Source organism: Kitasatospora sp. NPDC048715 (genome assembly GCF_043198905.1).
GTDB lineage: Bacteria > Actinomycetota > Actinomycetes > Streptomycetales > Streptomycetaceae > Kitasatospora > Kitasatospora lactacystinica.
In genome coordinates this window covers 313,719-340,152 of the sequence record NZ_JBICVH010000002.1, presented here as the reverse complement: position 1 = coordinate 340,152, position 26,434 = coordinate 313,719, and the positions used below count along the sequence as shown (strand labels likewise).

Below are 26,434 nucleotides of genomic sequence, written 5' to 3'. Positions count from 1 at the left end.
TCCCCCTCCACCCTCGCCCTCACCCTCGCCACCGGACCGCTGGTCCCACCGGCCCCTGAATCCCTCCGGAGCAACCGTCCATGACCCCGAACGAGCACGTCGACGCCGTGGCCGCCGAGACCGACAGGTTCGCCACCGCCGTACGCTCCGCCGACCCGGCCACCCCCGTCCCCACCTGCCCCGACTGGACCCTCGCCGACCTGCTCCGCCACGCCGGCAGCGTCCAGCGCTGGTTCACCGTCCTGCTGCGGCAACGCATCCAGGCACCGCCCACCAGCCGGGACGTCGACCTCAAGCTCCCCGAACGGGCCGAGGACTACCCGGCGTGGCTCACCGAGGCCGGCACGGAAGCGGCCGCGACGTTCGCGGCGACCGACCTCGACGCCCCCATGTGGGCCTGGGGCGCCGACCAGCACGCCCGCTTCTGGGTGCGCCGGATGCTCTTCGAGACCCTCGTCCACCGCGTCGACGCCGAACTCGCCCTGGGGCTCAAGCCCGAGATCGACCCGGACCTCGCCGCGGACGGCGTGTCCGAATTCCTCACCAACCTGCCGCACGCCACCCTCTTCGCCCCGCACACGGCCAAGCTCCGCGCCGCCGACCGCACCCTCCGCTTCACCCGCACCGACGGCGACGGCGACTGGCTGATCCACCTGCGCCCCGACGGCTTCGGCCCGGCCCCCGCCGACACGACCGCCACCGACGCCGACGCCACGGTCTCGGCCACCGCCGCCGACCTCCTGCTCCTCCTCTACGGCCGCACCGACCGCTCGGCGCCCGGGATCACGGCCTCCGGGGACGAAGGACTGCTGGACCTCTGGTTCACCAACTCCGCCTTCTAGGAGAGCATCCGGGCACCTGAACCCCCTGCCCGGCGGCCCGCGCCGACGCCCCCGGCGCGGGCCGCCGGGCAGGCGGCAGGCGGACGGCCTGCGGGCCGGTCAGTGCTCCCGCCGGCCGGGGTCGGGCAGCCGGATCCACGTGTCGGCGGGCCCGGTGACGGCGCGGGCGTCGACGGGTCGCAGGCCGGCGAAGGCACAGGCATGGGCGACGGCGTGGTGGTGGTAGAGGTAGCCGGCCAGCACCTCCTCGGGGGTGTCGCCCTGCCGGGGGCCGCCGCCGGGGTGGAGGTCCCATCCTTCGACGGCGCCGTCGCGGACGATGCCGCCCTGGTTGCCGCTCTTGGGGTTGGCGTAGAGGCCGTAGCCGACGGTGCCGGCGGTCAGACGGGTCATCGCATCGAGAGCGGACGGGGCGTGACCCCAGGGCTGGGTGACGACGCATCCGCCGGGAACGGTCGTGACGCCGGCGACGAGCAGCCTCTCGGCCATGCCGTACTCGTACGGGCAGTCGAGGAAGCGCTCCATGAACTCCTCGTCCGCGGGCGTCGCGTCCAGGCGGCGGATCGCCTCGGCGGCGTCGATGCCGGCGATGCAGGCGAGGCCGGTGCCCTCGTAGTGGAAGCGCCCCAGGGCCCGGAGGAGTTGCCGGCCGCGCTGGACGGCGGCCCGCTCGGCGGCCGTCAGGCCGGGTTCCCCGTCCGGGACGGGGAACAGGTCGGGGGTCGGGCCGGCCAGCGCGAGGCGGCCCGGCGACCAGCCGCCGAGCAGTGGCCGCCAGGGATCGGCACCCGCGGCCACGAGGGCCCGGGCATTGTCCGGCCGGTTGTCCATGACGGCCTCCCACAGCGCGGTCGTCCCGTCCTCCAACGCGTCCACGTCCGAGACGCGGCCCGCCAGTTCGGCCACCACCTCGGGGGATCCGCTCCCTGCCGCCCGGTGCAGCGGGCGCCCCGAGCCCCATGCATCCGGGTCGGCGCCCGCGTCGAACCGCTCGCGGATCTCGCCGTGGTCCCGCCGGCCCTCCCGGCTCACACCGGCCCAGCCCGTCATCGTGCCCTCCGTCCTCCGCGCGCCGGCGCGGGCGTCAGTCCCTTCGCAGACGATCGCACGAGGGTCGGACAACCCGGTTCGGTCAGTCCTCGTGGACGAACTCGTACGTCCGGCGGCGGTAGGACCCCGAGACGGTGGCGAGGCGGTCCGGCGGCCAGCTGTCGGACCGCTCGCCGAGGATCAACTCGCCGTCCCGGCGCACCATCCAGACGTCCTCCTGGTCGAGGTGCAGAACCGCGTCACCGGGCACCCGCGCGAGGAGGGCGTCGGACAGCCGGATCATGTCGTCCTGCTGGCCGGAGACGTCGGTGGTCTTGCCGAGCCGGAAGGCGACCGAGACGGTCGGGGTGAAGACCCGGCCGCCGATCCGGGGATCTCCCCAGGGGGTGGGCTTGAGCGGGGTCACCCGGATCCAGGTACCGTGCACCGTGAGCGCGCCGTCCGCGAGCAGCGTGTCGGCGGTCGCGGGGACGGTCGCGGGGGCGGTCGCGGGGACGACGAAGAGCCGCATCGGTCGGGCGACGTCGACGAGCCTCCGGGCGACCCGGACCGGGGCCCACGGGGTCACCAGCTCAAGACTGTAGGAAATCGCCATGGAATCCGTCCTTCTCCTCCACCACGGGTGGCGGAGGAGCATGGGCGCCGCGAGGCCGGGCGGCATCGGAGGTGCTGGTGGTGTCAACCGGCAGCGCCTACTGATAGAGCGCCACCAGCACGCCGTGCAGGGGCTGGTCCTCCGCGTCCTCCTCGGCCTCGTCGACCAGTTCGGTGAGGGCCTCGCCGAGTTCTCTCGCCTTCGCGGGACCGAGACGCAGGTGGCGCAGTGTCAGGTGGGTCTCGGCGGGAGAGAGGTCCAGCTCCTGGGCGACCGCGGCGAACATCGCGGCGGTGCCCGCCGCTTGAGGTTCGACAACGACCATGTGGCGGGCCGTGCGCTGGTAGTACTGCTCGGTGCCGCCGCGGACCTGGCGGGTCTCGACGACGCGGACCAGCCCGGCGTCGCGGAGCACCTTGAGGTGGTGGGCCACGTTGCCCTTCTTGGCGTCGAGCTGCGCCGCGAACTGCTCGGGCGCACCGATCTCCAGAACTTCCTCGGAAGGCGGCGGGCAGGACGGCTGATCACGCATACCGAAAGTGTCTGAACTCTTTGACGCTTTCGCAAGGGCAGTGCTCTACTCCCTGCCATGACGACTACGACGAAGCTTCAGCCGCCCCTGTCATCGACGAGACGGCCCGGCTGCTGACCGAGCACTACGTTTTCCCCGACATAGCCGAACAGCTCGCCGGCCTGCTGCGACGACGCCTCACCGAGGGCGCCTCACCGAGGGCGCCTACGACGTCGACGGCGCCGAGGAGCTCGGGACCATCGCCCAACTCACCATCGGCAGCGGCTAGGAGGGCCCGGCGCCCCGGCCTTCCGGGCCCGGGCCATCGCAGCGCCGGGCCCGCGCCCAGGCCCGTACGGCAGCGGTACGGCTGGGCCGGAAGGCCCATTGCCTACCGGTCCCTCCCCTCGGCAGTCCGCTCCGTTGCGCCCGCCTCGGCCGGCGCGTCGGACTCGCGCGTACCGTTCAGGCGGATGCCTCGCATCGAGGCCCACATCACCAGGGCGCTGCCGCACACCACGCCACAGTCGGCGAGGTTGAAGACCGGCCAGTGCGGCAGTTGGATCCAGTCCACGACGCGCCCCTGCAACGGGGAGGGGGCCCGGAACAACCGGTCGACGAGATTTCCGGCTGCCCCGGCGATGACCAGCCCGAAGGAGACCGCCCAGACGGGGGTACGGATTCGCGGCGACACCACCAGCATGGCGACGACGACCACGATCTTCACCGTGGTGAAGAACCATGCCTCCCCCTCGCCGATGGAGAATGCTCCACCCGAGTTGAAGACCAGCGTGAATCTCAGAAGCCCATCGAGGGCCTCTGTCGGATCGCTCCCCGAGAAATGTGTCAGCGCTATCTGTTTGGTGACGAAATCCGCCGCCAGCAGCACGAGTGCTACGGCTGTCATGATTCCCGACCGTCGAGGCATGTCACCCGGCGAGGAAGCTCCTCGCGCAACCCATAGACGTAGTAAGCCAGTCATGGCCGCAGTGTAGGTGACGGCGGCCGGCGCCCCGGCGGGCCCGGGTTCCGCCGGAGCGTCCGTCCCGCCGGACCCGCACGGGCGGTGTCGTGGTGTGCTCCGGGTGCTCCTCCAACCCAGCCGGCCCGCACCCCGTGGGGTGCGGGCCGGTCCGGGGCCGGGTTCGGTCAGGCGCCGGCGGTTGCCAGTCGGGCGTGGCGCCGGGCGGTCGCCTCGACCGGGTCGAGCACGGGTACGGCGGCCAGCAGGCCCTTGGTGTAGGCGTGCTGGGGCGAGTCGTACACGGCATCGGCGTCGCCCTGCTCCACGATCCGTCCGGCCCGCATCACGGCGACCCGGTCGCTGACCTGCCGGACCACGGCGAGGTCGTGGGCGATGAAGACCAGCGCGAGGCCGAGGTCGCGCTGCAACTCGCCCAGCAGCTCGACCACTTGGGCCTGGGTGGTGACGTCCAGCGCGGAGACCGGTTCGTCACAGACGATCAGTCGCGGCTGGGGCGCGAGCGCCCGGGCGATGCCGACCCGCTGCCGCTGCCCGCCGGAGAACTCGTGCGGATAGCGGTGGTACCAGTCGGGGTCGAGCCCCACGCGTTCGAGGAGTTCGCCGACCCGGGCGCGGATGCGGCGCTCGTCGTTCTCGCCGGCGATGCGCAGCGGGTCGGCGACGGACTCCCCGATGGAGCGGCGCGGGTTGAGCGAGGACACCGGGTCCTGGAAGACCATCTGCAGTTCCCGCCGGAGCGGGCGCAGTTCCTTCTCCCCCAGCGCGCCGATGTCGCGGCCGCGGTAGTGGAGCCGGCCGCCGGTCGGTTCCAGCAGCCGGACGAGCATCCGTCCGAGCGTGGTCTTTCCGGAGCCGGACTCGCCGACGATGCCCAGGGTCTCGCCGGCCCGTACGGTGAGCGAGACGCCGTCCACGGCGGTGACGGGGGCGGCGCGCCGGGTGAGGCCGCCCCGGGTGGCGAACTCCCGGCGCAGGTCGGTGGCTTCGAGCAGGACCTCTCCCCCGACCGACTCGGCCGTCCCGGTCGGAGCGGTCGAGACGGTCGGAGCGGTCGAGACGGTCGGAACGGTCGATGCGGTCGACACGTCCGGAGCGCCGGGCGCGTCGACCCGGGGCACCGCCGACAGCAGCGCGCGGGTGTACGGCTCGCGCGGAGCGCCCAGCACCTCGGTGACCGGGCCGTGTTCCACCGCCCGGCCGTCCTTCATCACCAGCACCCGGTCGACGCTTCCGGCGACCACGCCCAGGTCGTGGGTGACCAGGACCAGCCCGGCCCCGGTCTCCGCGCGCAACTCGTGGAGCAGGTCGAGGATCTGGGCCTGGACGGTGACGTCCAGCGCGGTCGTCGGCTCGTCGGCGACCAGCAGTCGCGGCTCGCAGGCGAGGGCCATCGCGATCAGCACCCGCTGGCGCATTCCGCCGCTGAACTCGTGCGGACGCGAGCGCGAGCGGCGGGCCGCGTCGGCGATGCCGACGCGGTCGAGCACCTCGACGGCCCGGGCCCTGGCGTCCCGGCGGGAGACGTCCCGGTGGACCCGGACGACCTCGGCGATCTGGTCGCCCACCGCGTAGTACGGGTCGAGCGCGGAGAGCGGGTCCTGGAACACCATGGCGGCCAGTCCGCCGCGCAGGCGCCGGAGTTCCGCGCCCTCGGCGGTGACGGCGTCCACGCCGGCGACCCGGACGGTGCCGCCGATCCGGGCTCCGGTCCCGCGGTGCAGGCCGAGCAGTCCGTAGGCGACGGTGCTCTTGCCGGAGCCGGACTCGCCGACGATGCCGAGTGCCTGTCCGGCCTCCAGGGTGAAGCCCACGCCGTCGACGGCGCGCACGTGGCCGTCGCCGACCGGGAAGTCGACGACCAGGTCCCGGACGTCGACCAGGGGTTCGGCACCCGGAGACTCGACACCCCGTGACTCGGCAGCCGGAGACTCGGTACCCGGAGACTTGGCGACCAGGCGCTCGGCGCCCAGCGGTTCGGCGCTCACGTCAGGACCACCCTTCGGTCGGACACCGCGTAGAGCACGTCCGCGATGACGTTGGCGAGGACCACGCAGAACCCGGTGACGAGGGTGAGGCCGACGACGGTCGGCAGGTCGATCAGGCCGACCGAGGTGACCAGCAGCTTGCCGAGCCCCGGGAGGCCGAAGAGCGACTCGGTCAGCACGGCGGACCCGAACATCGTCCCGAGGTCGATGGCGGTGAGCGCGATCACCGGGGTGAGCGCGCCGCGCAGCGCGTGCCGGGTCACCAGGCGCCGCTCGCTGACGCCGTACGCCCGGAAGGTCCGGATGTGGTCGTCGGCGAGGGCCTCCAGCATGGACGAGCGGGTCAGCCGGGCGTACTTGGCGGACTCGATCAGGGCGAGCGAGACCCAGGGCAGCAGCAGGCCCCAGAACCACTGTTGGGGGTCGTCGGTGAGCGGTACGTAGCTCGGGAACGGCAGCCACTGGAGCTGGGCGCACAGGACGATGAGCAGCACCAGGCCGATGATGAACACCGGGATGGAGCTGCCGGCCAGGGTCAGGCCGGTCAGCAGGCGCTCGCTGAGCCGGCCCCGGCGCAGCGCGGAGACCAGCCCGGTGCCGACCCCGAGGACGAGCCAGAGCACCATCGCGCCGAGCGCGAGCGAGGCCGTGACCGGCAGCCGGGCGGTGATCATGTCGGTGACCTGCTCGCCGCTGCGGTAGGAGACGCCCAGGCAGGGCGCCGGGCAGTGCAGCAGGCCCGTGCCGGCGCTGAAGTCGCGTCCGGCGACGATGCCCTGGAGGAAGTGGGCGTACTGCAGGTGGACGGGGGCGTCGAGGCCGAGCCGTTCGCGCACCTGGGCGACCTGGGCGGGGCTGCACTTCTCGCCGCAGGCCAGCTGGGCGGGGTCGCCGGGGGCGATGTAGAAGACCGCGTAGACGATCAGGGAGAGGGCGAGCAGGACGCCGAGCATGCCGACGGCCTTACGGAGCAGGAAGCGGGTCATGCGGTGGCCTCCTCGGCGCCGCTCGAAGAACCGGCAGTCGAAGAACCGGCACTTGAGGAACCGGCAGTCGAGAGACCGCCGCTCGCCTCACCGGCGCCGCCCCGCGCCGTTCCGACCCGCAGCCGGGAGGCCGCGCGGGGGTCGAGCTCGGTGCGGACGGCGTCGCCGAGCACGGTGAAGGCGAGCACGGTGACGAACAGCAGCGCCGACGGCAGCAGCACGTACGTCGGGTCCGCGCGGAACCAGGTGGTCGCGCCGGAGAGCATCTGGCCCCAGGAGGAGGTCGGCGGCTTGACGCCGACGCCGAGGAAGGAGAGCCCGGCCTCGGCGATCACATTGGACGGGAGCAGCACCGCCGCGTAGGTGATGACCGGCGCCGCCAGGGAGGGCAGCAGTTCCCGGCGGGCGATGCGCCACCGGGTGGCGCCGGCGAGCCGGGCCGCGGCGACGTAGTCGAGCTGCCGGAGGCTGAGTGTCTGCGCCCGGACGATCCGCGAGGTGCCGGCCCAGCCCAGCAGCCCGATGACCAGGGTCAGCAGGAGCGGGCGGGGGAATCCGGAGGGCACGACCGCCATCAGCGAGATGGCGAAGACCAGCGAGGGCAGCGCGAGCATCACCTCGGTGGTGTTGCCGATCAGCTGGTCGAGCAGCCGGTTGCCGAGGCCTGCGGTGAGGCCGAGCAGGACGCCGATCGCGACCTGGACGAGGGTGGCGCCGACGGCGACGAGCAGCGAGATCCGGGCGCCGTGGACGAGCCGGGCGAACACGTCGCGCCCGGTGCCCGGTTCGACGCCCAGCCAGTGCTCGGCGCTGACGCCGCCGAAGGAGCCGGTGGGCACCCCGCCGGCCGCCGAGTCGAGCAGGTCGTTGTGGTAGCTGGTGGGGTCCTGGCCTTCGAGCGCGCTGAGCAGCGGTGCCGCCGCCGCGACGAGGGCGAGCAGGACGATGACGAGGCCGGCGGCGAGGGCGGCGCGGCGCGCGAGCAGCCGCCGCCAGACCTGCCGTCCCCCGGCGGCCGGGGAGGCCGCGCGGGCCTCCCCGGCGCTGGGTTCCTGTGGAGCCATGGTTGTCTGACCGATCCGTCCGTTCCCGACCGCTACTTGACCGCGACCTGGGAGATGTCGAGCACGCCGGTCCAGTCGCTGATGACGATGTTGCGGACGTCCTTGCCGGACAGCCGCTTGTAGACGGGGTGGAACAGCGGGACGGTGAGGGCCTGGTCACCGATGCGCTGGTCCAGGGCGCCCCAGCGCTTGGCTGCCTCGGCGTGGTCGGTGATCTTGTTGATCTGGTCGATCTCGTCGTTCACCGACGGGTCGTCCAGCTGTGCGGAGTTGAAGTTGTAGCCGTCGGTGACGATCTGCCGGCCGTCGAAGATGGGTGCGAGGAACGGGCCGCCGGACGGCCAGTCGGCGCCCCATCCGGAGAGGAAGAGGCCGGGCTCGGTGCTGACGGTGTGGATCGTCTTGGAGTACCTGGTGGAGTCCAGGGCCTCCAGCTGGACGGTGATCCCGGCGGCCTTCAGGCCGTCCTGGACGGCGGTGGCCAGGTCCGGGCCGTAGCCCTTGCCCACGGCGCTGGAGTGGGTGAGCGTGATGGTCAGGCCGTCCGGGTAACCGGCCTCCTTCAGCAGCTCCTTGGCCTTCTCCGGGTTGCCGGTGGCACCGGCCGGGAACGGGTCGTAGGGGGTGTACCCGAAGGTCTCCTGGGTGGGCAGGTAGGTGGTGGCGGCCTCGGCGAGCGAGGAGCCGCCGGCGGCGTTGACGACCGAGGTGCGGTTGATCGCGTAGGCGACGGCCTGCCGGACCTTGGGGTTGTCGAAGGGCTTGACCTTGGGGTTGAACGCCAGGTAGTTGACGTAGCCGAAGTGGCCGGTGCCGACGCGTGCGGCGAGGGCCTTGTCGTCCTTCACCTGGGCGAGTTCGGAGGGGCCGAGGTTGGTGTCGGTGGTGACGGCGGCCGCGTCGGCGCCGGTGCCGGCGGAGAGCCGCTGGTTGATCACCGCCGGGTCGAGACCGGACTGCACGTCGACGGTGTCGGGGTACGCCTTGCGCTGGTCGTCCGTCGCCGCCGACCAGTTGGGGTTGCGCTTGAGGACGAGGTGCGCGCCGTCGTTCTCGTTCTTGACCACCTGGTAGGGGCCGGAGGAGACGGGGTGGTCCTGGTACTTCGTCCCGGTGTCCTTGGCCTTCGGGACGGGTGCGAACTGCGTCTGGGTGGCCAGGTACGGGAAGTCGCCCTCGGGCTTGTTGAGGCGGAAGACGATGGTCTTCTCGTCCGGGGTCTCGATGGCGTCCAGGGTGCGGCCGTCCTTGTACGGGCCCTGGTAGTCGGCGGCGCCGACCAGCCAGTCCCTCAGGAACGGTGCGCCACCGGAGAGTTCGGGGGCGAATGACCTTTCGATGCCGTACTTGATATCGGCGGTGGTGATCGGCGAGCCGTCCTCGAACTTCAGGCCGTCCTTGAGGTGGTACGTCCAGACGGTGGCGCCCTCGGAGGGGGTGCCGGTGTCGGTGGCGAGGTCCGGGACCACCTTGGTGCCGGCCGCGCCGTCGGCCCGGTTGCGGGTGGTGAGGGTGCGGAAGACGAGCGAGGGGACGTTGCCGCCGCCGGAGGTGTAGAGCCGTGCGGGGTCGAACTGGTCCTGCGGGTTCTGGTTGAGGACGGTGAGGGTGCCGCCCTGCTGCGGCGCGGCGTCCTTGCCGGTGCCACCACCGCCGTCGGCCTTCGGTCCGCACGCCGCCAGTCCGACGACGAGCGCGACGGTGACGGTCGCCGTGGCGAGGCGGCGAGGGGTGAAGGTGGTTCGAGACATCGGAAAGGGAGCCTTTCGCTACCGATGGTGTACGGAGGAAGGCGGGCGACAGTGAGGCTTCGGGAAGAGTGAGCGGCACCGCGCCCGCAGGGAGGGGCGACACCCCGATGCGGCGATCACCGCAAAACGCGTCGGGGCAGGCGGATTCAGCGACAGAGGTTGTCGGAAACGCAGTGCGCGGCCACGCCGATCAGCGCCAGCTCGATGGCGGCGCACTCGATCGGGTGACGGTCAGACATGCCGAGAAGACTGTAGGAAGTTAAGCGGAATGTCAAAACTCCACTTATGACCTGCCCACCAGGTGGACACCGAAATGGATACCCCCGGACTTCCGGGGATTCCGGAGGCTCCCCGGCCCCGCACGGAGACCGACCGGGGTCGCACCGCACCGCCGCCCGGCGGGGCCCGAACGCCTCGGCGGTCAGAGCGGCGCGAGGATCATGAGGACCTCGTCGCGGGTGTCGTGGGGAGCGAGCCGGAGGGCTTCGGGCCAGCGTCCGATCTCGCGCCAGCCGAGCCGCCCGTAGAAGTCCTCCAGGCCCTCGCCGCCGCGCGCCGCCAGGCGCAGCTGTTCCAGGCCGAGCTCGTCGCGGGCGATCCTCCGGAGCTCGCGGACGAGGGCGGATCCGACTCCGCGGCCGCGGACGGCCGGGTGGGTCTGGAGGTGGTGGACGGTGCCCCAGTGCCCGACGAGCCGGTAGGGGTCGCGGTCGAGGACGACCCGTCCGACCAGGATGCCGTCGACCCGGGCGGTGAGGAGTCGACTCCGCCGCGGATCGAGACGGGCGAGGAGCCCGTCCGCGGCGGGCACGACGTCGTCGTGCCCCACCGGAGGGAACGGGAATCCCGCGGCGCCGCCGGTGTTGGTGACCGCGATCCAGCAGTCGATCAGCTGCTGCCGGAGTTCGGCGGTGACGTCCTGCGGGTCGGTCGTCTGGACGAGGTGGAGGGCGGCGTCGTACGGCATGGGGCGAAGGATGCCAGAGGGCTCCGACATCCCTCCCGGATACAGGGAGTCTCCGCACGGGGCCGGGCCGAGCGATGAACACCCGTCAGGCCCGTTTCCGCCGCGCACGCCTGGGTGAATGCGTCCCCGTTCGGCGGCATTGACGCTATTTATCCGATTTTCAGACGCGATACTGCATTCGTACGGTCACCAAAGGTAGCGACCCCATTACCGCATTCACGGGCTCCGCCCCGTCACCACCACCGTCCGGCGCACCGTCAGACACCGGACCGTCCGATCGAAGGGAATCGTCATGAGGCGCTGTCCACCCACCAACGGACGCGAGCGAAGACGCCATGGACCGGTCGGGCTCCGCGGCCGCCTCACCCGGGCCGCGCTGCCCCTCCTCCTCGCGGCCGCGACGGCGTCCGCCTCCTTCGCCGCGCCCGCAGTGGCACACGCCACCCACCGCACCGCGCACGCCACGACCGCCGACGGCCCGGCCGGCGGCGCCCCGGTCGGCGGCGGCCATAGCCGGCAAGGCGGCCGTCAGCAGCCCGTCACCCTCGCGAAGACCGGCACCGACCTCGCCACCGGCAGCACCACCCGGACCGCCCACGGCGACACCGTCCGCTGGGTGGTCTCCGCCACCAACCCGGACGGCACACCGGTCAGCACCACCGTCACCGACAAGATCCAGGGCGGCCCGGGCAGCACGCCGCAGACCCAGTCCTACGTGCCCGGGTCCCTCCAGGTGCCCCCCGGCTTCAACAGGCAGTGGTCCACCGACGGCGGGACGACCTTCTCGGGCACCGACGCGGGCGCGGCCACCAACGCCGTCCAGGCGACCAACCCGATGCTCGCCTCGCCGGCGACCGGTCAGGTGGTCCAGATCCCGCCGCCGTTCACCCCGATCAACACCGCCACCGGCGGCGACGGCTTCACCCCCATCCTCTACACCGCCACGATCAACGGCGTCCCCACGCCCGAGATCTGGAACATCTACCACCACGGGTTCTCCAACACGGCCAGCGTGGTCTGCACCGACCAGCTCACCAACGGGCCGTGTCCGACGCCGAACGGGGCCCCCGCCACCTGGCCCCAGCCGCTGAACTCCTCGGTGGCCGGAGCGACCACCGGCGACCTCGGCAGCACCCGCACCCCGACCTACGTCCTGCTCGGCTCCAAGCTGTACTACGCCGCGATCAGCCGGACCACCCTCGGGCTGATCGGCGTCGGCTGCATCGACCTCCAGGCCCAGTCCAGCTGCGGCTTCACCGCCCTCCAGACCGGCACCGGGCTGGTCGTGGGCGGTGTCGTCCAGGCACCGAACCAGCTGATCCACGCCGTCTCCGGCACCGGCGAGATCCTCTGCTACGACCCCGTCGCCAACGCCTCCTGCGGGACGTTCGGCATCGGCCTGCCGCCCAACGAGGGACAGGTCGCCTTCAGCGGCGACTACGCCGGCATCATGCGGGTCGTCAACGGCAAGATCTACGTCACCGACAACACCCCGGCCCCGCAGCCGACGGTGATGTCCTGCTTCGACCCGTCGACGAACGCCGCCTGCACCGGTTGGGCCACCCCCAGGACCGTGGTCACCCCGATCGGCGGCGCCCCCGCCCGGGCCGACAACGTCTTCGAGATGTACGACCCGGCGGGCACCGTCACCGGCGTCTGCACGGTGGTCGGCGGCGTCTACCAGGAGGTCACCCCGCCGGTCGGCACCGTCGTCTGCTTCGACCCGACGGGCAACCCCGTCGCCGCGCCCCCCGGCCTCCAGGCCCTGGTCAGCACCAACGTCGCCCCCGGCGAGGCCAACTTCCAGGTGCCGCTGACCATCACCGCCCCCAACGGGCACCTGGAGACCGAGTTCCCGCTCTGGATCTACCAGGGCACCACGCCGACCCTCAACAGCACCGAGTACTGCTACGACTGGACCGTCCAGGGCCCCTGCACCCAGTACGGCACCAACGGCATCGTCAACGGCCCGCCCGACGTCAACGGCGGCAACACCAGCCCGTACGGCTTCGCCTACGACGGCCAGTGCAAGTACAGCCTCGGCGACACCGGCTACCTGTTCTCGATCGACCCGGTCACCGGAGCCTCGCCCTGCCTGAAGACCAAGGCCCAGGGCACCATCAACCCCTCCGCGTACTACTGCGACGGAGCCACCGGGCACATCAGGTCCTACGGAACGGTCAGCCTCCTCGGCATCGATCCCACGACCGTCGACTTCGCCCACTCCTCGGTGACCGTGCTCGCGGCCGACGGAACCACCATCGGCACCTTCCCGTTCAACCCCGCCACCGGAACAGCGGACATCTCGTCCGTCCCGACCGGCGACTCGCCGATCCAGGTGATCGCCAACCTCACCCTGATCAACGGATCGTCCTTCACCCCCGACAACCACCCGCGGATGCAGGTGACCTTCGTCGGCGACGCACCGCAGATCTGCTTCGAGACCACGGTGGCCACCGACTGCTCCGTCACCGCCGTCTCCAACCAGGCGTCCGCCGTCACCAACGGCCAGCCGCCCGTCACCTCCAACACCGTCACCCTCCAGGTGACCCCCGGCGCCCAGTGCACACCGATGCTGACGATCAACAAGGAGGTCTGCACCTCCACGAGCGCTGCCGACTGCGTGGACGGCGGTAGCGGGCCGTGGGCGAAGAACGCGACGATTCCGTCCGGAAGCACGGCCTACTGGCGGATCACCGTGACCAACACCGGCACGGTCCCGGTCACCGGGATCACCCTGACCGACAGCGTGTCCCCGTCCTGCGTCACCGCAGCAGGGACGTTCGACCTGGCAGCCGGCGCATCCCATCAGGTCTTCTGCGACCTGACCGACGTCACCCAGCACACCGTGAACTCCGTGACCGCCACCTTCCCCGGCCCAGGCGGCACTCCGATCACCACGCCCCCCTCCGAGGCGACGGTGGACGTGACCCCGCCGGTCGTGCCGTCACTCAGCATCAACAAGGAGGTCTGCACCTCGACCAACCCGGCCGACTGCGGCCAGAACGGCCCCGGCCCGTGGGCCAAAACCGCCACCGTCGCCCAGGGTGCCACCGCCTACTGGCGCATCACCGTCACCAACACCGGCACCGTCGGCATCACCGGAATCACCCTCACCGACCCCGTCACACCCTCCTGCGCCACCACCGCCGGCACCTTCGACCTCGCGGCCGGCGCCACCCAGCACTTCTCCTGCAACCTCCCCGGCATCACCCGAACCACCACCAACGTCGTCACCGCCACCTTCCCCGGCCCCGGCGGCACCCCCGTCACCACACCCCCCTCCGAAGCCACGGTGAACGTCAGCGGCACCGGTGTCCCGTCGCTGAGCGTGGACAAGGAGGTCTGCCAGTCCGACAACGCCGCCGACTGCGGCGCGGGCGGCGCCGGGCCGTGGGGCAAGGAGGCGACCCTGCACAAGGGGAACGCACCCGAGGAACTCTGCGCTCCGGACAAGTGCCAGGCCTTCTGGCGGATCACGGTCACCAACACCGGCACCGTGGACCTGACCGGCATCACCCTGAACGACTCCCAGGAGCCGGCCTGCGTGGTGGCGGCCGGCACGTTCGACCTGGCGGCGGGGCAGACCAGGACATTCTACTGCTTCAGCCTGATCAGCGAGGACACCGTCAACACGGTCACCGCCTCCTACGTGCCGCCGGGCTCCCCGCCGGGGACCGCACCGGTGACCACTCCTCCGTCCTCCGCCCTCGCCCGCTGCGAACCGCCGTGCGAGACGGACAAGTGCCACCACCCCAAGCCCGGCCACGGCCACGGGTCGCACGGCGGCAAGCCCGGGACCGGCAACCCGTACCTCCAGCCCGACATCGGGACCTGGCCGTCCGCCCTCCCCTACCTCACCACCGATCCGTCGATGACCGACCTCGACTGGCTGCTGCCCATCCTGGTCGAGGCGGGCGGGGCGATGGGGTGACCCCGAACCGGCCCTGACGGACCGAAAGGGCGGTGGCCGGGGAAGGACCTCTTCCCCGGCCACCGCCGCGCCGGTCCTCAGGCGGGTGCTCGGCGACGGAGTCGGCGATGGCGTCCTTCACCCCCCGGAGGCCGGGGCGCAGCCGCCGTACCGGCCCGGCGCACGCCGGTACTGTGAGCTCCGGAGAGTGCTCGTCTCGGCGCACCGCCGCCGGCACCGGAACGACCGCGTGAACCGGGACCTCCCGCGCCCGCCGACCGGGGACCCGAAGCCCGCACCACCGAGAGGAACGAGCACCCCCGTGGGATCCAGCTTCGAGACGGAGGGCTGGGCCGACCGGCAGACCGCGACGCTTCGCGCCGCCGGGTACGAACCCGCCGCCCGGGACGGGGACACCAACCGCCTGGACGACTACCGCGAGGTATTCGGCGACGCCGGCGACGAGATCTGGCACGTGGAACGCGGCCGGGGCGCGATCCACATCAGCGACAACGGGTGCGGGATGACCGGCTGGCTCGTCGTCGTCGGCCCTCGCCGCGGGGAGCTCCGCGACCGGGACTGTGCGGTCGACCCGCCCTTCGATCCGTGCGTCGACGCGCGGGGGAACCGCCACACCTTCGCCACCTGGTACCTCGACTGGCTGGAGCGACGCGAAGCGGCAACCCGGTGAACGGGCGCGGCGACGCGGACCCCGGGCGCGGCGCTTCTCCGCCGCCCGCCCTGGGTCGCCCGCCGCTGGGGCGTCCGGATCGAGCTGCGGGTGCCGGCGCCGGGGGCCGGCCGTCCCGTCAGCCGCCGCGCGTCGCGCTCACAACTGCTGCCCGGTGCGGGGGTCGTAGCGGACCGCGACGGCCGCCACCTGGTCGGTGGGCATGACCTCGATCCACTGGTCGAAGATCTGGTACGGGTCGTCCGGCCGGCGGAACCCGCCCTCCAGCGGGTCGAACCCCGTCTCGAAGACCTTCTCCGAGGCCAGCGTGTTGTCCACCGCCGTGTTGGCGGCCTGGAGCTTGGCCGCGAGGAGCTGCAGGACGTCGCCGTACGTCTTGTTCTGGTACTCCGGCGGGTCGCCGGCCTGGACGGGGTAGGGCAGGCCGAGCCCCGCCACGCCTTCGACGCCCAGGAGCCAGGCGAGCGCGGCGACCTCCTGTCCGGACCTGACGGGCATGACGGCCTTGGCCCAGGCGGCGTTGAGGAACTCGTTGCGGCGCTCGTCGCCGTCGATCTGGATCAGCCAGCCCAGCGAGCTGCCGAGCGGCGCCGGCTGGGTCTCCTCGGTGATGAGGTAGTCGACCCGCCATTCGGGGGCGGGCGCGCCCGCCGCGCCCGAGGTGCGGTACTCGTCCGCGCGGGAGTACCAGCCGGCCACCGTCTGCCCGGCGAGCGGCAGTTCGACGGTGCCGGCGGGGAGGGGCGGCTGCTTCTCGGGCGGCAGCGGGTAGCGGCCGGCGCTGTTCCGGTCGGGGGCGGGCGGGGCCACCGGGCCGGGCCGCCAGAAGTCCGGGGCGACGAAGTAGAGCATCTCCTCGACGTCGAACAGCTGGTTGATCTGCTCCGATTCCGCGAACGGGGGGTGGTCCGGGTCCTGGGGGTAGTGACCGTTGTTCTCCAGGCGCCGCAGGATGTCGCGGAACACCACGCGCCGTTCCTCGCTGCGCAGCACCTCCGGCCGGCGTGGGGTCAACGCGCTGACCAGGCGCAGCCGTTCGCGCACCGCCTTGCCGTAGGCCTCGTGCTCCAGCCGGTCGACCGCCGCCTGGTACTCGGCCTGCGCGGCGTCCCGCCGCTTCTGGAGGTCGGCCTTGGCGGCGTCGGTGGGCGTGTAGGTCAGTACGGCGTCGAACGGCATGGACTTGCGGCCCTGCCAGTTGGCGTAGACGAGGCGGATCTTGAGCGTGTTCTTGACCGGATCGGGGTCGGGTACCAGGTCGGTCGAGTCGAGCGGGGCGAAGTCGGCCTGGGCGCCGTGGCGGTCGATCGAGGCGACCCCGGTCAGGCGGTAGCCCGGTGGGGCGGGCGGGAGCGGGAAGTCGAAGCAGAACTGGACGATGTCGTCGTGTCCGGTGGTGCTGCTGTTGATGCCGCGGCAGGCGTTGCCGCTCTCCGGCAGGTAGGTCAGCTTGGCGTCGTCGTCCGGGCCCTGGTCGTGCAGGAACGGCACCTCGAAGTGGAAGGGCACCTGTTTGTCGTCGAGGTCGGGGATGTCCGCGGGCTTGGGGATCGCCGTGAGGTCGGGCGCGTCGACGACGTGGACCATGTCGCCGAGTCCCAGGTCCCGGCCCGGGTCGGGGAGGTAGACCTGCCAGCACAGTCGGGTGCCGATGTGCTGCAGTTGCACGCCGACCTTGCGCATCTTGCGCCGGAACTCGTAGTTGACCAGGTCGGTGGTGCTGGCGTTCTGCAGCACGTAGCGGCGGCTGGAGGTGTCGGTGGTCTCGGTCACCGTCTTGAAGGTCGTCTTGAAGTTGCGCCTGATCTCCGTGTTGACCTTGGAGGTCTGTGTACGGGTGTGCTTGTGGGTCTCCTCCGCCCCCCGCTTGACGGTGTTCTGGGTGGCGAAGCTGGCGCTGACGTCGGCGTGGTAGATCGTGGCGTTCACTCCGCCGGTGGCGCTCACGCCGAGCTTGGTGTCGGTGGAGTTGTCCTCCTTGACGGCGTCGGCCACGTCGTCCTGGTCGGTCTGGCTCTCCTCGGTCTTGCGGGTGGTCTCCTCCGCCACCGTGGTCGTCTTCTCGACCAGGGTGCGCCGGGTGCTGGTCTCGACGACCTCGACGGTTCCGCCGGGGCTCACCCAGATGTGCCCGGACGGCGCGCCGAGGAAGGTGTCGAACTCGAAGAAGTACTGGCGGAAGAGGTTCACCAGCCCGACGGGCGTGAGCGGGGCCGTGCCGGAGGCCGACGCGGCGGCGAGGCCGGCGACGTAGTCGGGCGGCGCGCCGGTGGCGGACGCCGGGTCGAGCGTGGACGGGGTGCGGTAGTACTCGGCCAGCGCGGCCAGGGCCGGGTCGCGCAGCACCCGGGCGTTGTCGCCGCGGAAGCTTTCGGAGGCGAGCGCCGCGAACCGGGATCCGGGGTGCACGGCGGCGGCCGCGGTGCCGGCCTGCGAGCCGAGCCATCCGAGCAGGGGCTGGTAGACGCCGAAGACCTCGGTGGCGTACGGGAGGGCCCCTTCGAAGTCGGTGACCGGGCGCCCGGTGAACGTCGGGACGCCGCGGGCGGGCAGGACCATGGTCTGCCCGTCGGCGGCCGCGCCGCTGCCGGCGACGGTGAACACGACCGCGCTCCACGGCGCGCCGCTCGGGGACTTGAACAGGCGCACCGACGCGGTGGCGGTGCGGGCCGGCGCGACGAAGGTGATCGTCACCGTGGTCGGCGAGGTCGCGGTGCGCCCGGCGAAGTTGAGCCCGGTGACCGGGTCGCGCCACAGGAACGTGCCGTCCAGCGCGGTGACGTCCGGGTAGGCGCTGGGGTCCTGCACACTGACGCCGTCCGGCAGGGCGAGGGCCACCCGCAGGCCGGCGGGGATGTCGGCGCCCGTGCCGTCGACGCGGTACGACCAGAGCTTGAAGGCGGTTCCGGACCCCGCCGTGGGGATGGGGGCCGTGCCGAGGAAGGTGACGGCGAATGCCATGGCGGACTCCTGGAGGGCGGGGAGGGTCCCCTTGGTGTCCCACCGCGGTCCGGCTCGCTCACCACGGCCGCGGGCGTGCCGCCCGAAGGATGCACACGTTCGTTCGAACGATGCACGTCCTGTGGCGCCTGCCGCCGGCGCGGGGAACGCCACCGCACCGGCGGACCCGCCCGTACCGGCGGGCTCAGTTCCGCGTGGGCCTGGGCTGGACCACCGGCCCCGCCGCCTTGAAGCGGCGCTGCTCTCCGAACCACTCGGGCGTGGCGTTGGACAGGGCGTGGGACAGCAGGGTGCGCAGGAACCAGCCGTGGCCGTGGCCGTTGTCCCGGGCGCTCTGGTCCCAGCCGGCCGGGTTGTCCAGCGGGGGCTCCAGCCAGTGCCGGAAGAAGGACGGCGGCAGGTGGACCACCCCCACACTGCGGTCGTGGTTGTACGCCTCGACGCCGGTGCCCCTGGGGTGCGCGCCCGGTGTCCTGCGCAGGGCGGCCTTCGCGGACGGGCCGCCCTCCCACTCCACGGTGTCCAGGTTGACGGTGGTGGGGCTCTGCAGCCCCAGGCCGCTGCCGAGCAGCGCCCGCTGATGGTCGTCGTAGGAGGTGTAGACGAAGACGCGGGCGTCGCGGTTGACCCGGCTTTTCCAGAACGACGCCCTCTCCAGCAGTGCCTGGAAGCGCTCCAGACGGGCCTTCGCGTCCCCCACGACGAGGTTCGGGTCGAAGAGGTTGATCTGGGACAGGTGGCGGCGGAAGAACGGCGTGTCCGTCACCGTCCTGATCAGCTTCTCGACGCGGTCGCCGCTGTGGCTGTAGCCGGAGAGCATCACCTGCCCGAACTCGGGGTAGCCGTCCTGGACGGGGCGGCCCGTGATCATCCCGGTGGCGAAGAGGAGCACCTCCTGGACCGCCCGGGTCAGGCCCTGCTCCGTCAGCAGGTCGTCGAAGTTGCCTCCTGCGACGGATGCCACCGGGACGACGTAGAGGACGTTCGGCTCGAACCGGTCCGAGGCCAGCAGGTGCTGGGCGACCGCCCGGAAGTCCGTGCACAGGTAGCGCTCGCCGAGTTTGACGTAGGGCTGCTGGCCCTTGAGTCCGGCGGTGACGCAGCCGCGGTCCTTGCCGTCGATGCCGCAGGTGCCCGTCCAGTAGGTGGTGTCGGCGTAGCAGTCCCGGTCGGTCGGGGGGTGGAAGAGGAAGTGGACGTTGACGTTCTGGGTGGCCTCGGCCTTCAGGTGAAGCGCCGCGGTCCTGGACACCCACATCAGGAACAGCTGCGTGGCCTGGTCCCGCTCCGCGACGAGGACGGTCCCGTGCTCGTCCGCCAGGCCGCCGGCGACGTCCGTGTACTGGAGCATCCGGACGTTGAGGCCGTCCGGTCGGGTGGCGTCCAGGACCCGGCGCCCCGGCACGTCGATCCCGCGGTCGCGGTGCAGCACCAGCGGGAGCAGCAGATCGGTGTCGGCGCTGCGGTCGCTCCGGAGGAGTTTGAGGCCGGGGTCCTGGAGCGACTGGAACCGGCTGAAAACGTCGGTCATCATGGGTCGGCACCTCGTTCGCCGCACGGCCTGGGGCACTCCGGGACTTCCCGGTGCTCCCCGGCACTCCTCGGAGCGGCCATCCTCGTGCACCGCACCGCCGCGTCCCGCCGCGACGGGCCGGACGCGGGCGCCCTCGGCCGGCCCACCACCCGAACGGAGCGCCCGGAAGCCCTGCCCTGGCCGGATCCCGATGGTCGCGCTCCGGTCTCTCCCCCGCCGGGGCGCGGGCAGGACGGGCGGAGCGGGCGGGACAGGAGGCGTGAAGGCCGGGTGAAGGACCTGTCGGCAGTCGCAGGGGGCGTGGAGCTGCCCTCTTCACGGGGGTGGGGACGAACCGTTCCCCCGCCGCACCGCACCGCGGACGGCGCGCCCGCCGGGCCGGGCGGGGTTTCAGGGGTGTACGCATGGGGCGAACCGGGCACCGCGGTGCCCCGCCGGGGTGCGGCCGGCGCCGCGGGCCGCGGCGGATTACCGGCCAATGTGACCGGAGCGCCCTCTCGGCGGAGCGGGCCTCGACCTAGACTCGGCAAAACGGTGGCGCCCGGCCGGTATCGATCCGGTCCGAGCCGCGCGCCCACGGGGGGCCAGGCGCATCCGCACCATCCCGCTTGAGCACGCGTGTGCGCTCAGGCACGCATGTGGCACCTCTGCGCGACACCGTCGCACTGCGCGCGGCACCGTCGCGCTGCCGGAGGACGGCGGCTCCCGGGGATCGTGTTCCTGCCAAGAGTCGTCGTCGGGCTTCCGGCCCACGTTCCGGCACGGACCCGGTCCGGCGATCCACCGGGCCGACCCCTTCGACACTCCTCGGGAGACCTCCATGTCCGACCACCTGCAGGACGTCCTCGCGCTCGACGACCTCGACCTCGACCTGGGCGAACTGACCGTCACCGCGCTGCGCGACAGCATCGCGCTGCCGGAGGGCGGCGCGTCCACCAACTCCACCTCCTGCAACTCCTCCTCCAACTCCAGCATCGTGCACCCCACGACGACGTGGTTCTGACGCTCCGCGCTGCCGGGCGTCCTGAACGGCGCCGAGCCCTGCCGAGCCCTGCTGAGCCCTGCTGAGCTGTAGCAAGCCCTGCTGAGCGGCGCCGAAGCACCACGGAACCCGGCGCGTTCCACTGCGAACCCGCCGGGTTCCCCTGCCGTCCCGCCCGCCCTTCGGAGGTCGCCCGCCGTGCCCGACCCTGCCCCGTCCCGGGCCCCGTCCCCGGCCGCACCGGCGCCCGCGCCCGCGCCGCCCGTCCGCGCCGCCACGTCCACCGCGGCGTCCACTTCGGCGTCCACTTCGGCGTCCACTTCGGCGTCCACTTCGGCGTCCACCGCGGCCTACGCGCTGGTACGCGCCGCCGTGCTCGCCCGGGCCGCGCAGTCCTCCCCCTCCGCCCTCGCCCGGGACCTGCTGGCGCGGCTCACCGCCACGGAGGCCGCCGACGCCGCCCTGCGCCCCGCGCTCGGCGACGACCTGTACGCCAGCCGGGCCGGACACGACGAGGAGTTCCACCGGCGGATCGTCCTGCCCCTTCGCAGGGACCTCCACAACGGCCGCACGCCCCGCGCCGCACAGCTCGCCCGGCTGGGCGACCTGCCCGCCCGGCTCCCCCGGCTCGCGCGGTGGCTGGAGCTGCGGGAGCGGCACGCCCGGCTGCTGGCCGAGCTGGCCCGGGCCGTGCCGCCGGCGCTCGCGGCGGAACGGGCCGCTCTCGCCGCGGTGTGCCGGGAGCCCGCGTTCCGGCGCGCCGTCGCCCTGGGCAGCGCCGACCTGCTGCGCGCGGTGGTCACCGCCTCGGACGTGAGCGCCGGGCGGGGCGGCCGGGCCCGCAAGGAGGAGGCCAAGGTGCTGCGCCACGCGCTGCGGGCGACCGGCAAGGCCAGCCCCCTGTCCTGGTTCACCGCGGTCGGCTGGGCCTCGGACGGCCCGCGCCCGGCCGATGCGGGGACGGCCCCGCGCGCGGTCGTCCGCGCGAACCGGACCCTGGTCGGGGCGCTGGTCCAGGCCCTGCTCGACGAACCCCGGCGCGGCCGGAGCCTGCCGCACCGGATGACCAGGGCCGCCCGCGTCCACGCCGGACGGGCCCACTACCGGCGCACCCGGGTGGAGTTCGTCGGGGGCCGCTACCTCGCCGCGCGCGAGGAGGAGGTCGAGGTCGGCGCCCGGCCGGAGCTTGCGCTGCTCGCCTCCCTGGCCGCGACCCCCGACCCGCCGGAGCGGCTCGCCGCGCGGCTCGCCGAGGCCCTCGGACGCCCCGGCGAGGACCCGGCGGTACGGCGCTTCGTCGAACAGCTCCTCGCCGCCGGGCTCCTGGTGCCCACCGAACCCGTCGACCCGCAGAGCCCCGATCCGCTGGAACAGCTCGCCGCATGGCTCCGGGCCTGGCCCGAGGACGCCGGGCTGGCCCGCAGGATCCGCGGACTCGCCGACGACACGGCCGGGTACGCGTCCGCGCCGGCCGAACGCCGACCGGGCCTGCTCGCCGGCCTGAAGGCCGACTGGCGCCGGGTCCTCGCCGACGCCGGGCGCCCCCTGCCCGACCGGACCACGCCGTTCGACGTGCTCAGCGAGGACGTCCACGCGCCCGCCCCGCCGCAGTCCCGACCGGGCGCCGCCGACCGGGCCGTGCTCGCCGAACTCACGGCGCTGGCCGAGCTGTTCGACCAGGGCCACCTGATCCGCAGGACCGCCCGGGACCGCTTCGTCGCCCGCTACGGCGCCGGCGGCGTCTGCTCCACTCCGTGGGAGTTCGGCGCCGCCATCGACAACGCCTGGGCCGACGTCCCGGTCCCCGACGACATCGCCTCCCTGCGGCGGGAGTTCCTCGACCTGCCCGAGGCGGACGGGGAGGTCGCGCTGCCGGCCGACCGGGTGCGCGCCCTGGCCGCCCGGCTGCCCGCCTGGACGGCGGTCCGGCCGCTCAGCTACTCCTGGTTCGTCCAACGCGAGCCGTCCGAGGGCCTGTTGTGCGTCAACCACGTCTACTGCGGCTGGGGTCGCTTCACCAGCCGGTTCCTCGACGCCACCGCTCCACAGGCCGCCGCCGAGGTCGCCCGGCAGATCCGCGCCGGGCTCGGCGAGGACGCGCGCGCCGCCCAGATCCGCCCGGTGGGCGGCTTCAACGCCAACCTGCACCCGCTCCTGCTCGCCGAGGACATCGGGCCCGACCGCCGGTGGACCGCCCTCGCCGAGGCCGACCTCGACCTCGTGCACGACGTCGCCGGCGACCAGCTCCGGTTCCGGCTGCGCTCCACCGGCGAGCACCTCGACGTCCTCTACCTGGGCTTCCTCTCCCCGATCATGCTGCCGCAGCGGCTGGCGCCCCTCCTCGCCGACCACCCGACCGGCATCGTCGCCTTCCCGTCACTGCTGCCCCGCACGACGCTGCCCGCCCCAGGCGGCACGGTCACCCGCACACCGCGGCTGCGCCACCGGCATGTCGTCCTCGCCCGCCGCCGCTGGCACCTCCCGGCCGGGGTCCTCGACGCCCTGCGCGCCGACCTCGCCGCCGATCCCGGCCCGGACGGCGTCCCCGCCGCCGCCGTCGCCCGCTGGCGTGCCCGCCTCGGCCTGCCCGAACAGCTCTTCCTCCACCCCGTGACCGGGCCCGCCGAGGACGCTCCGGCCGTCGACAGCTTCCTCGACCGGCTCCGAGCACCCAAGCCCCAGCCCGTCGACCTCGGCAACCCGCTCCACCTCCGGCACCTGGGCCGGTGGCTCGCCCGCCACCCGCACGGCGCCCTGCTGGAGGAGGCCCTGCCCCTCGTCGGCGGGCAGTCGGAACCGGCGCGGACGGTCGAACTCGTCCTGGAGACCTACCGCCCGGCGCGGCCAGCTGCCCGCCCCCTGCCCGCACCGCCGGTACCGGTGCCGCACCGAGGAGTCGCCCGATGAGCGAGCCGACGACCGAGCCGACGGGTGAGCCGATGAGCGGTCCGGCCGGCCGCCCCGCGCCCGGGACCGCCCTCGACGTGATCCTCTACCACTACCAGCCCGTCAAGGCGCGCGCCCTGCGCGAGGCCGTCCTGCCGCTCGCGCGCCGGGCGACGGAGCAGGGGCTGCGCGCCCACGTCGAACGGCACTGGCGGTTCGGGCCGCACCTACGGCTGCGACTGGAGGGGCCGGCCGATCGGGTGGCCGCCGTGGCGGAGGAGTCCGCCCGGGCGCTGCGGACGTGGGCGGCCGCGCACCCGTCCGTCGCCGACCGCACGCGGGAACAGCTGCTCGCCGAGGCCGCCGTCGCCGGGCGGGCCGAGCTGATCGCCCCGCCGTACGGCCCCCTGGTGCCGGACAACACCGTCCGGGTGGCGCCCGTCGACCCGGCCGCGACGGCCGATCTGCACGCGCTTCTCGGGGCCGAACCCGCCGCGCTGCGCGACGAGTTGATGCGCGCCGGGCTGCCCGCGATCACCTCGGCCTGCGCGTTCCTCGGGGAGCACGGCGACACCGCGCAGGCCCGGGTGCGCCTGGTGCTGACGGCACTGGCGGCGCACGCGAGCACCCATCCGGACGGACTGATCGGCGGGCACTACTCCTTCCTCTCCCATCTGGAGGACTTCCTCGTCCACGAGGACCCGGACGGCCGGGTCCGAGCGGCCTTCGATCAGCGCTGGAAGCGCAGCGGCCCCGCCGCCACGGAGCTGGTCCGCCGGGTGGCGGCCGGGGACACCCGGGGCTGGGAGCAGGACTGGGCGCGCTGGTCGGCCACGGCCTGGGACCGGGCCGAGCGGCTGCTGGCGGCCGGGGCCGACCTCTCCGGTCGCGGCGAGGAGTACCGGGCCCGCGCGACCGCCCTCGGCGACCCGGCCACCGCCGAACGCTGGGACTTCGAACTGCGCACCCGCTACAGCGAGTTCCACCGGATGCTGACCCGCAGCGACCCCGACGGCACGCTGTTCGACCGCACCCACTACCTGATCTACCGGACCGGCACCAACGCCCTGTACCGGCTCTTCGCGATCTGCGACGTCCGGCCGGTGGAGCGCTACCTGGCCGCCCACCTCCTCGTGCGCAGCGTCCCCGAACTCACCGGACACCGGTGGCGGGACTACATCGCCCGGGTGATCGCCATGGTCGAGGGACCGGCGTGACGGCCCCTCGACCTCGCAGTCGCCGCCCGCGCCCCGCCGGCGCGCCACCGCGGCTACCACCGCCTCCGCACTCAGCTGTGGTTGACGATGATGAAGATGCCCCAGCCGATCGCGGCGAGGACCACCGCGAAGCACACCACGGCAACGGTCCAGCCGAGCGCCCCGGCGGCGCGGCGGGAGACCCCGGCCCCGTCGATCCCGACCGGTGGGTAGAGGGCGCGCACGCCGATGGCGAACAGTGCGGGCAGACCGGCGCCGGCGAGGAATCCGACCACGACGATCTTCCAGAGCGCGTCCAGATCGATCCAGGAGTTCACGGGGCCACCTCGTCGGTGGCGGGAACGGGCTCCGGGTCCGGGATGACCGACCCGGTCCACGCGGCGTTGACGTTCGCCGGGGTGACCGCCGGGTGGCGGGACGCGACGAAGAAGGCGATCGAGGCCAGCACCAGAACGGCGAAGATGGTCACGACGCCCCCGGTGCCGCCGATCCCGTCGGCGACCCAGTAGGCGAGCGCCCCGACCAGTGCCGCCGCCGGGAGGGTGAGCACCCAGGCCACCACCATGCGGCGGGCGATGTTCCACCGTACGACCGCGCCCTTCTTGCCGACTCCCGATCCGAGGATCGACCCGGTGGCGACGTGGGTGGTGGAGAGCGAGTAGCCGAAGTCCGTGGAGGAGAGGATGACCGCGGCCGAGGCCGACTCACTGGCCATCCCCTGCGGCGGTTCGATCTCCACCAGCCCCTTGCCCAGCGCCCTGATGACCCGCCAGCCGCCGATGTAGGTGCCCAGCGCGATGGCCGTGGCGCAGGAGGCGATCACCCAGTCCGGCGCCTTCGCCCCGGCGCTCAGGGTGCCGCTGGCGATCAGGGCCAGCGTGATGACGCCCATGGTCTTCTGGGCGTCGTTGGTGCCGTGGGCGAGCGAGACCATGCAGGCCGACCCGACCTGACCGCTCCGGAAGCCCCGCGTGCGCGGGCCCTCGGAGACGTCGCGGGTGACGCGGTAGACGAGGTAGGTGCCGAGTGCGGCGACCGACCCCGCGATGAACGGCGACAGGGCGGCCGGCACGATCACCTTGGCGACCAGGCCCTGCCACTTGACGGCGGAGGCCCCGGCCGCCGCCATGGTCGCCCCGACCACACCGCCGATCAGCGCGTGCGAGGAGCTCGACGGGATCCCGACGTACCAGGTCGTCAGGTTCCACAGGATGCTGCCCGTCAGGCCCGCCATGACCACGGTCAGCGTCACGTCCTGGCTCTGCACCAGACCGCTGGCGATCGTCGCGGCGACCGCGGTCGACAGGAAGGCGCCCACCAGGTTCAGCACCGCCGAGACGCCGACCGCGACACGCGGCGGGAGGGCGCCGGTGACGATCGAGGTCGCCATGGCGTTGCCGGTGTCGTGAAACCCGTTGGTGAAGTCGAAACCGAGCGCGGTGACCACCACCAGCGCCAGAACCACGTCATTGCCGGTCACGCGTCCGAACCTAACCCGCCGACCGCCGCCGCCC

At 73.0% G+C, this 26,434-nt stretch carries 20 protein-coding genes; 6 read left to right on the top strand and 14 right to left on the bottom strand.

Annotation, left to right across the window (positions count from 1 at the left end; translation table 11 throughout):
- Positions 1-80 precede the first annotated feature (80 nt).
- Complete coding sequence (locus ACGFSC_RS05335) at positions 81-842, top strand: maleylpyruvate isomerase family mycothiol-dependent enzyme (protein WP_359915211.1); 762 nt, start codon at positions 81-83, stop codon at positions 840-842.
- Positions 843-941: 99 nt separating this feature from the next.
- Here the strand turns inward: ACGFSC_RS05335 and ACGFSC_RS05330 are convergent, their stop codons facing one another.
- The 10 genes from ACGFSC_RS05330 to ACGFSC_RS05285 all read right to left on the bottom strand — a co-directional run bounded on the left by ACGFSC_RS05330 (position 942) and on the right by ACGFSC_RS05285 (position 10,736).
- Positions 942-1,892 carry an ankyrin repeat domain-containing protein gene (locus ACGFSC_RS05330; protein ID WP_359915612.1) on the bottom strand — a complete coding sequence of 317 codons (951 nt, stop codon included), beginning with the start codon at positions 1,890-1,892 and terminating at the stop codon, positions 942-944.
- Positions 1,893-1,974: 82 nt separating this feature from the next.
- A complete protein-coding gene (locus ACGFSC_RS05325) occupies positions 1,975-2,487 on the bottom strand; it encodes a SitI3 family protein (RefSeq protein WP_359915610.1) in 513 nt (170 codons plus the stop codon).
- Between the two features lie 97 nt (positions 2,488-2,584).
- A complete protein-coding gene (locus ACGFSC_RS05320; RefSeq protein WP_359915608.1) occupies positions 2,585-3,019 on the bottom strand; it encodes a helix-turn-helix domain-containing protein in 435 nt (144 codons plus the stop codon).
- A gap of 370 nt (positions 3,020-3,389) precedes the next feature.
- Positions 3,390-3,905 carry a signal peptidase II gene (gene lspA, locus ACGFSC_RS05315; RefSeq protein ID WP_359915606.1) on the bottom strand — a complete coding sequence of 172 codons (516 nt, stop codon included), beginning with the start codon at positions 3,903-3,905 and terminating at the stop codon, positions 3,390-3,392.
- A gap of 242 nt (positions 3,906-4,147) precedes the next feature.
- Positions 4,148-5,863, bottom strand: coding sequence for an ABC transporter ATP-binding protein (locus ACGFSC_RS05310; RefSeq protein ID WP_359908268.1), 1,716 nt, complete (start codon positions 5,861-5,863; stop codon positions 4,148-4,150).
- 101 nt (positions 5,864-5,964) lie between these two features.
- Complete coding sequence (locus ACGFSC_RS05305; RefSeq protein WP_359908179.1) at positions 5,965-6,954, bottom strand: ABC transporter permease; 990 nt, start codon at positions 6,952-6,954, stop codon at positions 5,965-5,967.
- Entirely contained in the window at positions 6,951-8,018 is a 1,068-nt protein-coding gene (locus ACGFSC_RS05300; RefSeq protein WP_359908182.1) for an ABC transporter permease, read from the bottom strand. Before ACGFSC_RS05300 ends, ACGFSC_RS05305 begins: the two co-directional genes overlap by 4 nt.
- A 32-nt stretch (positions 8,019-8,050) precedes the next feature.
- Complete coding sequence (locus tag ACGFSC_RS05295) at positions 8,051-9,769, bottom strand: ABC transporter substrate-binding protein (RefSeq protein WP_359908185.1); 1,719 nt, start codon at positions 9,767-9,769, stop codon at positions 8,051-8,053.
- Positions 9,770-9,915: 146 nt separating this feature from the next.
- Positions 9,916-10,008: an Ms4533A family Cys-rich leader peptide gene (locus ACGFSC_RS05290; protein ID WP_317620150.1), complete on the bottom strand. Its 93-nt coding sequence runs from the start codon at positions 10,006-10,008 to the stop codon at positions 9,916-9,918.
- Positions 10,009-10,190: 182 nt separating this feature from the next.
- Entirely contained in the window at positions 10,191-10,736 is a 546-nt protein-coding gene (locus ACGFSC_RS05285) for a GNAT family N-acetyltransferase (RefSeq protein ID WP_359908188.1), read from the bottom strand.
- Positions 10,737-11,028: 292 nt separating this feature from the next.
- Between ACGFSC_RS05285 and ACGFSC_RS05280 the strand changes: the two genes are divergently transcribed.
- Both ACGFSC_RS05280 and ACGFSC_RS05275 read left to right on the top strand, forming a co-directional pair.
- The gene (locus ACGFSC_RS05280; RefSeq protein WP_359908190.1) at positions 11,029-14,670 is read left to right on the top strand and encodes a hypothetical protein; all 3,642 of its coding nucleotides are present in this window, start codon (positions 11,029-11,031) and stop codon (positions 14,668-14,670) included.
- 301 nt (positions 14,671-14,971) lie between these two features.
- Positions 14,972-15,340, top strand: coding sequence for a hypothetical protein (locus ACGFSC_RS05275; RefSeq protein WP_359908192.1), 369 nt, complete (start codon positions 14,972-14,974; stop codon positions 15,338-15,340).
- A gap of 138 nt (positions 15,341-15,478) precedes the next feature.
- Here ACGFSC_RS05275 and ACGFSC_RS05270 read toward each other — a convergent pair whose 3' ends face one another.
- The gene (locus tag ACGFSC_RS05270; RefSeq protein ID WP_359908194.1) at positions 15,479-18,301 is read right to left on the bottom strand and encodes a hypothetical protein; all 2,823 of its coding nucleotides are present in this window, start codon (positions 18,299-18,301) and stop codon (positions 15,479-15,481) included.
- 184 nt (positions 18,302-18,485) lie between these two features.
- Positions 18,486-19,835 carry a hypothetical protein gene (locus ACGFSC_RS05265; RefSeq protein ID WP_359908196.1) on the bottom strand — a complete coding sequence of 450 codons (1,350 nt, stop codon included), beginning with the start codon at positions 19,833-19,835 and terminating at the stop codon, positions 18,486-18,488.
- An 820-nt stretch (positions 19,836-20,655) separates the two neighbouring features.
- Between ACGFSC_RS05265 and ACGFSC_RS05260 the strand changes: the two genes are divergently transcribed.
- The 3 genes from ACGFSC_RS05260 (at position 20,656) to ACGFSC_RS05250 (ending at position 24,920) form a co-directional block, all read left to right on the top strand.
- A complete protein-coding gene (locus ACGFSC_RS05260) occupies positions 20,656-20,838 on the top strand; it encodes a thiazolylpeptide-type bacteriocin (protein WP_359908198.1) in 183 nt (60 codons plus the stop codon).
- A gap of 177 nt (positions 20,839-21,015) precedes the next feature.
- Positions 21,016-23,724 carry a lantibiotic dehydratase gene (locus ACGFSC_RS05255; protein WP_359908201.1) on the top strand — a complete coding sequence of 903 codons (2,709 nt, stop codon included), beginning with the start codon at positions 21,016-21,018 and terminating at the stop codon, positions 23,722-23,724.
- Positions 23,721-24,920 carry a lantibiotic dehydratase C-terminal domain-containing protein gene (locus tag ACGFSC_RS05250; protein WP_359908204.1) on the top strand — a complete coding sequence of 400 codons (1,200 nt, stop codon included), beginning with the start codon at positions 23,721-23,723 and terminating at the stop codon, positions 24,918-24,920. The genes ACGFSC_RS05255 and ACGFSC_RS05250 overlap by 4 nt, the downstream gene beginning before the upstream one ends.
- A 71-nt stretch (positions 24,921-24,991) precedes the next feature.
- Here ACGFSC_RS05250 and ACGFSC_RS05245 read toward each other — a convergent pair whose 3' ends face one another.
- Both ACGFSC_RS05245 and ACGFSC_RS05240 read right to left on the bottom strand, forming a co-directional pair.
- Positions 24,992-25,237 (bottom strand): hypothetical protein, encoded by a 246-nt coding sequence (locus ACGFSC_RS05245; RefSeq protein ID WP_359908206.1) that lies wholly within the window; start codon positions 25,235-25,237, stop codon positions 24,992-24,994.
- A complete protein-coding gene (locus ACGFSC_RS05240; RefSeq protein ID WP_359908209.1) occupies positions 25,234-26,400 on the bottom strand; it encodes an inorganic phosphate transporter in 1,167 nt (388 codons plus the stop codon). Before ACGFSC_RS05240 ends, ACGFSC_RS05245 begins: the two co-directional genes overlap by 4 nt.
- Between the last annotated feature and the right edge of the window lie 34 nt (positions 26,401-26,434).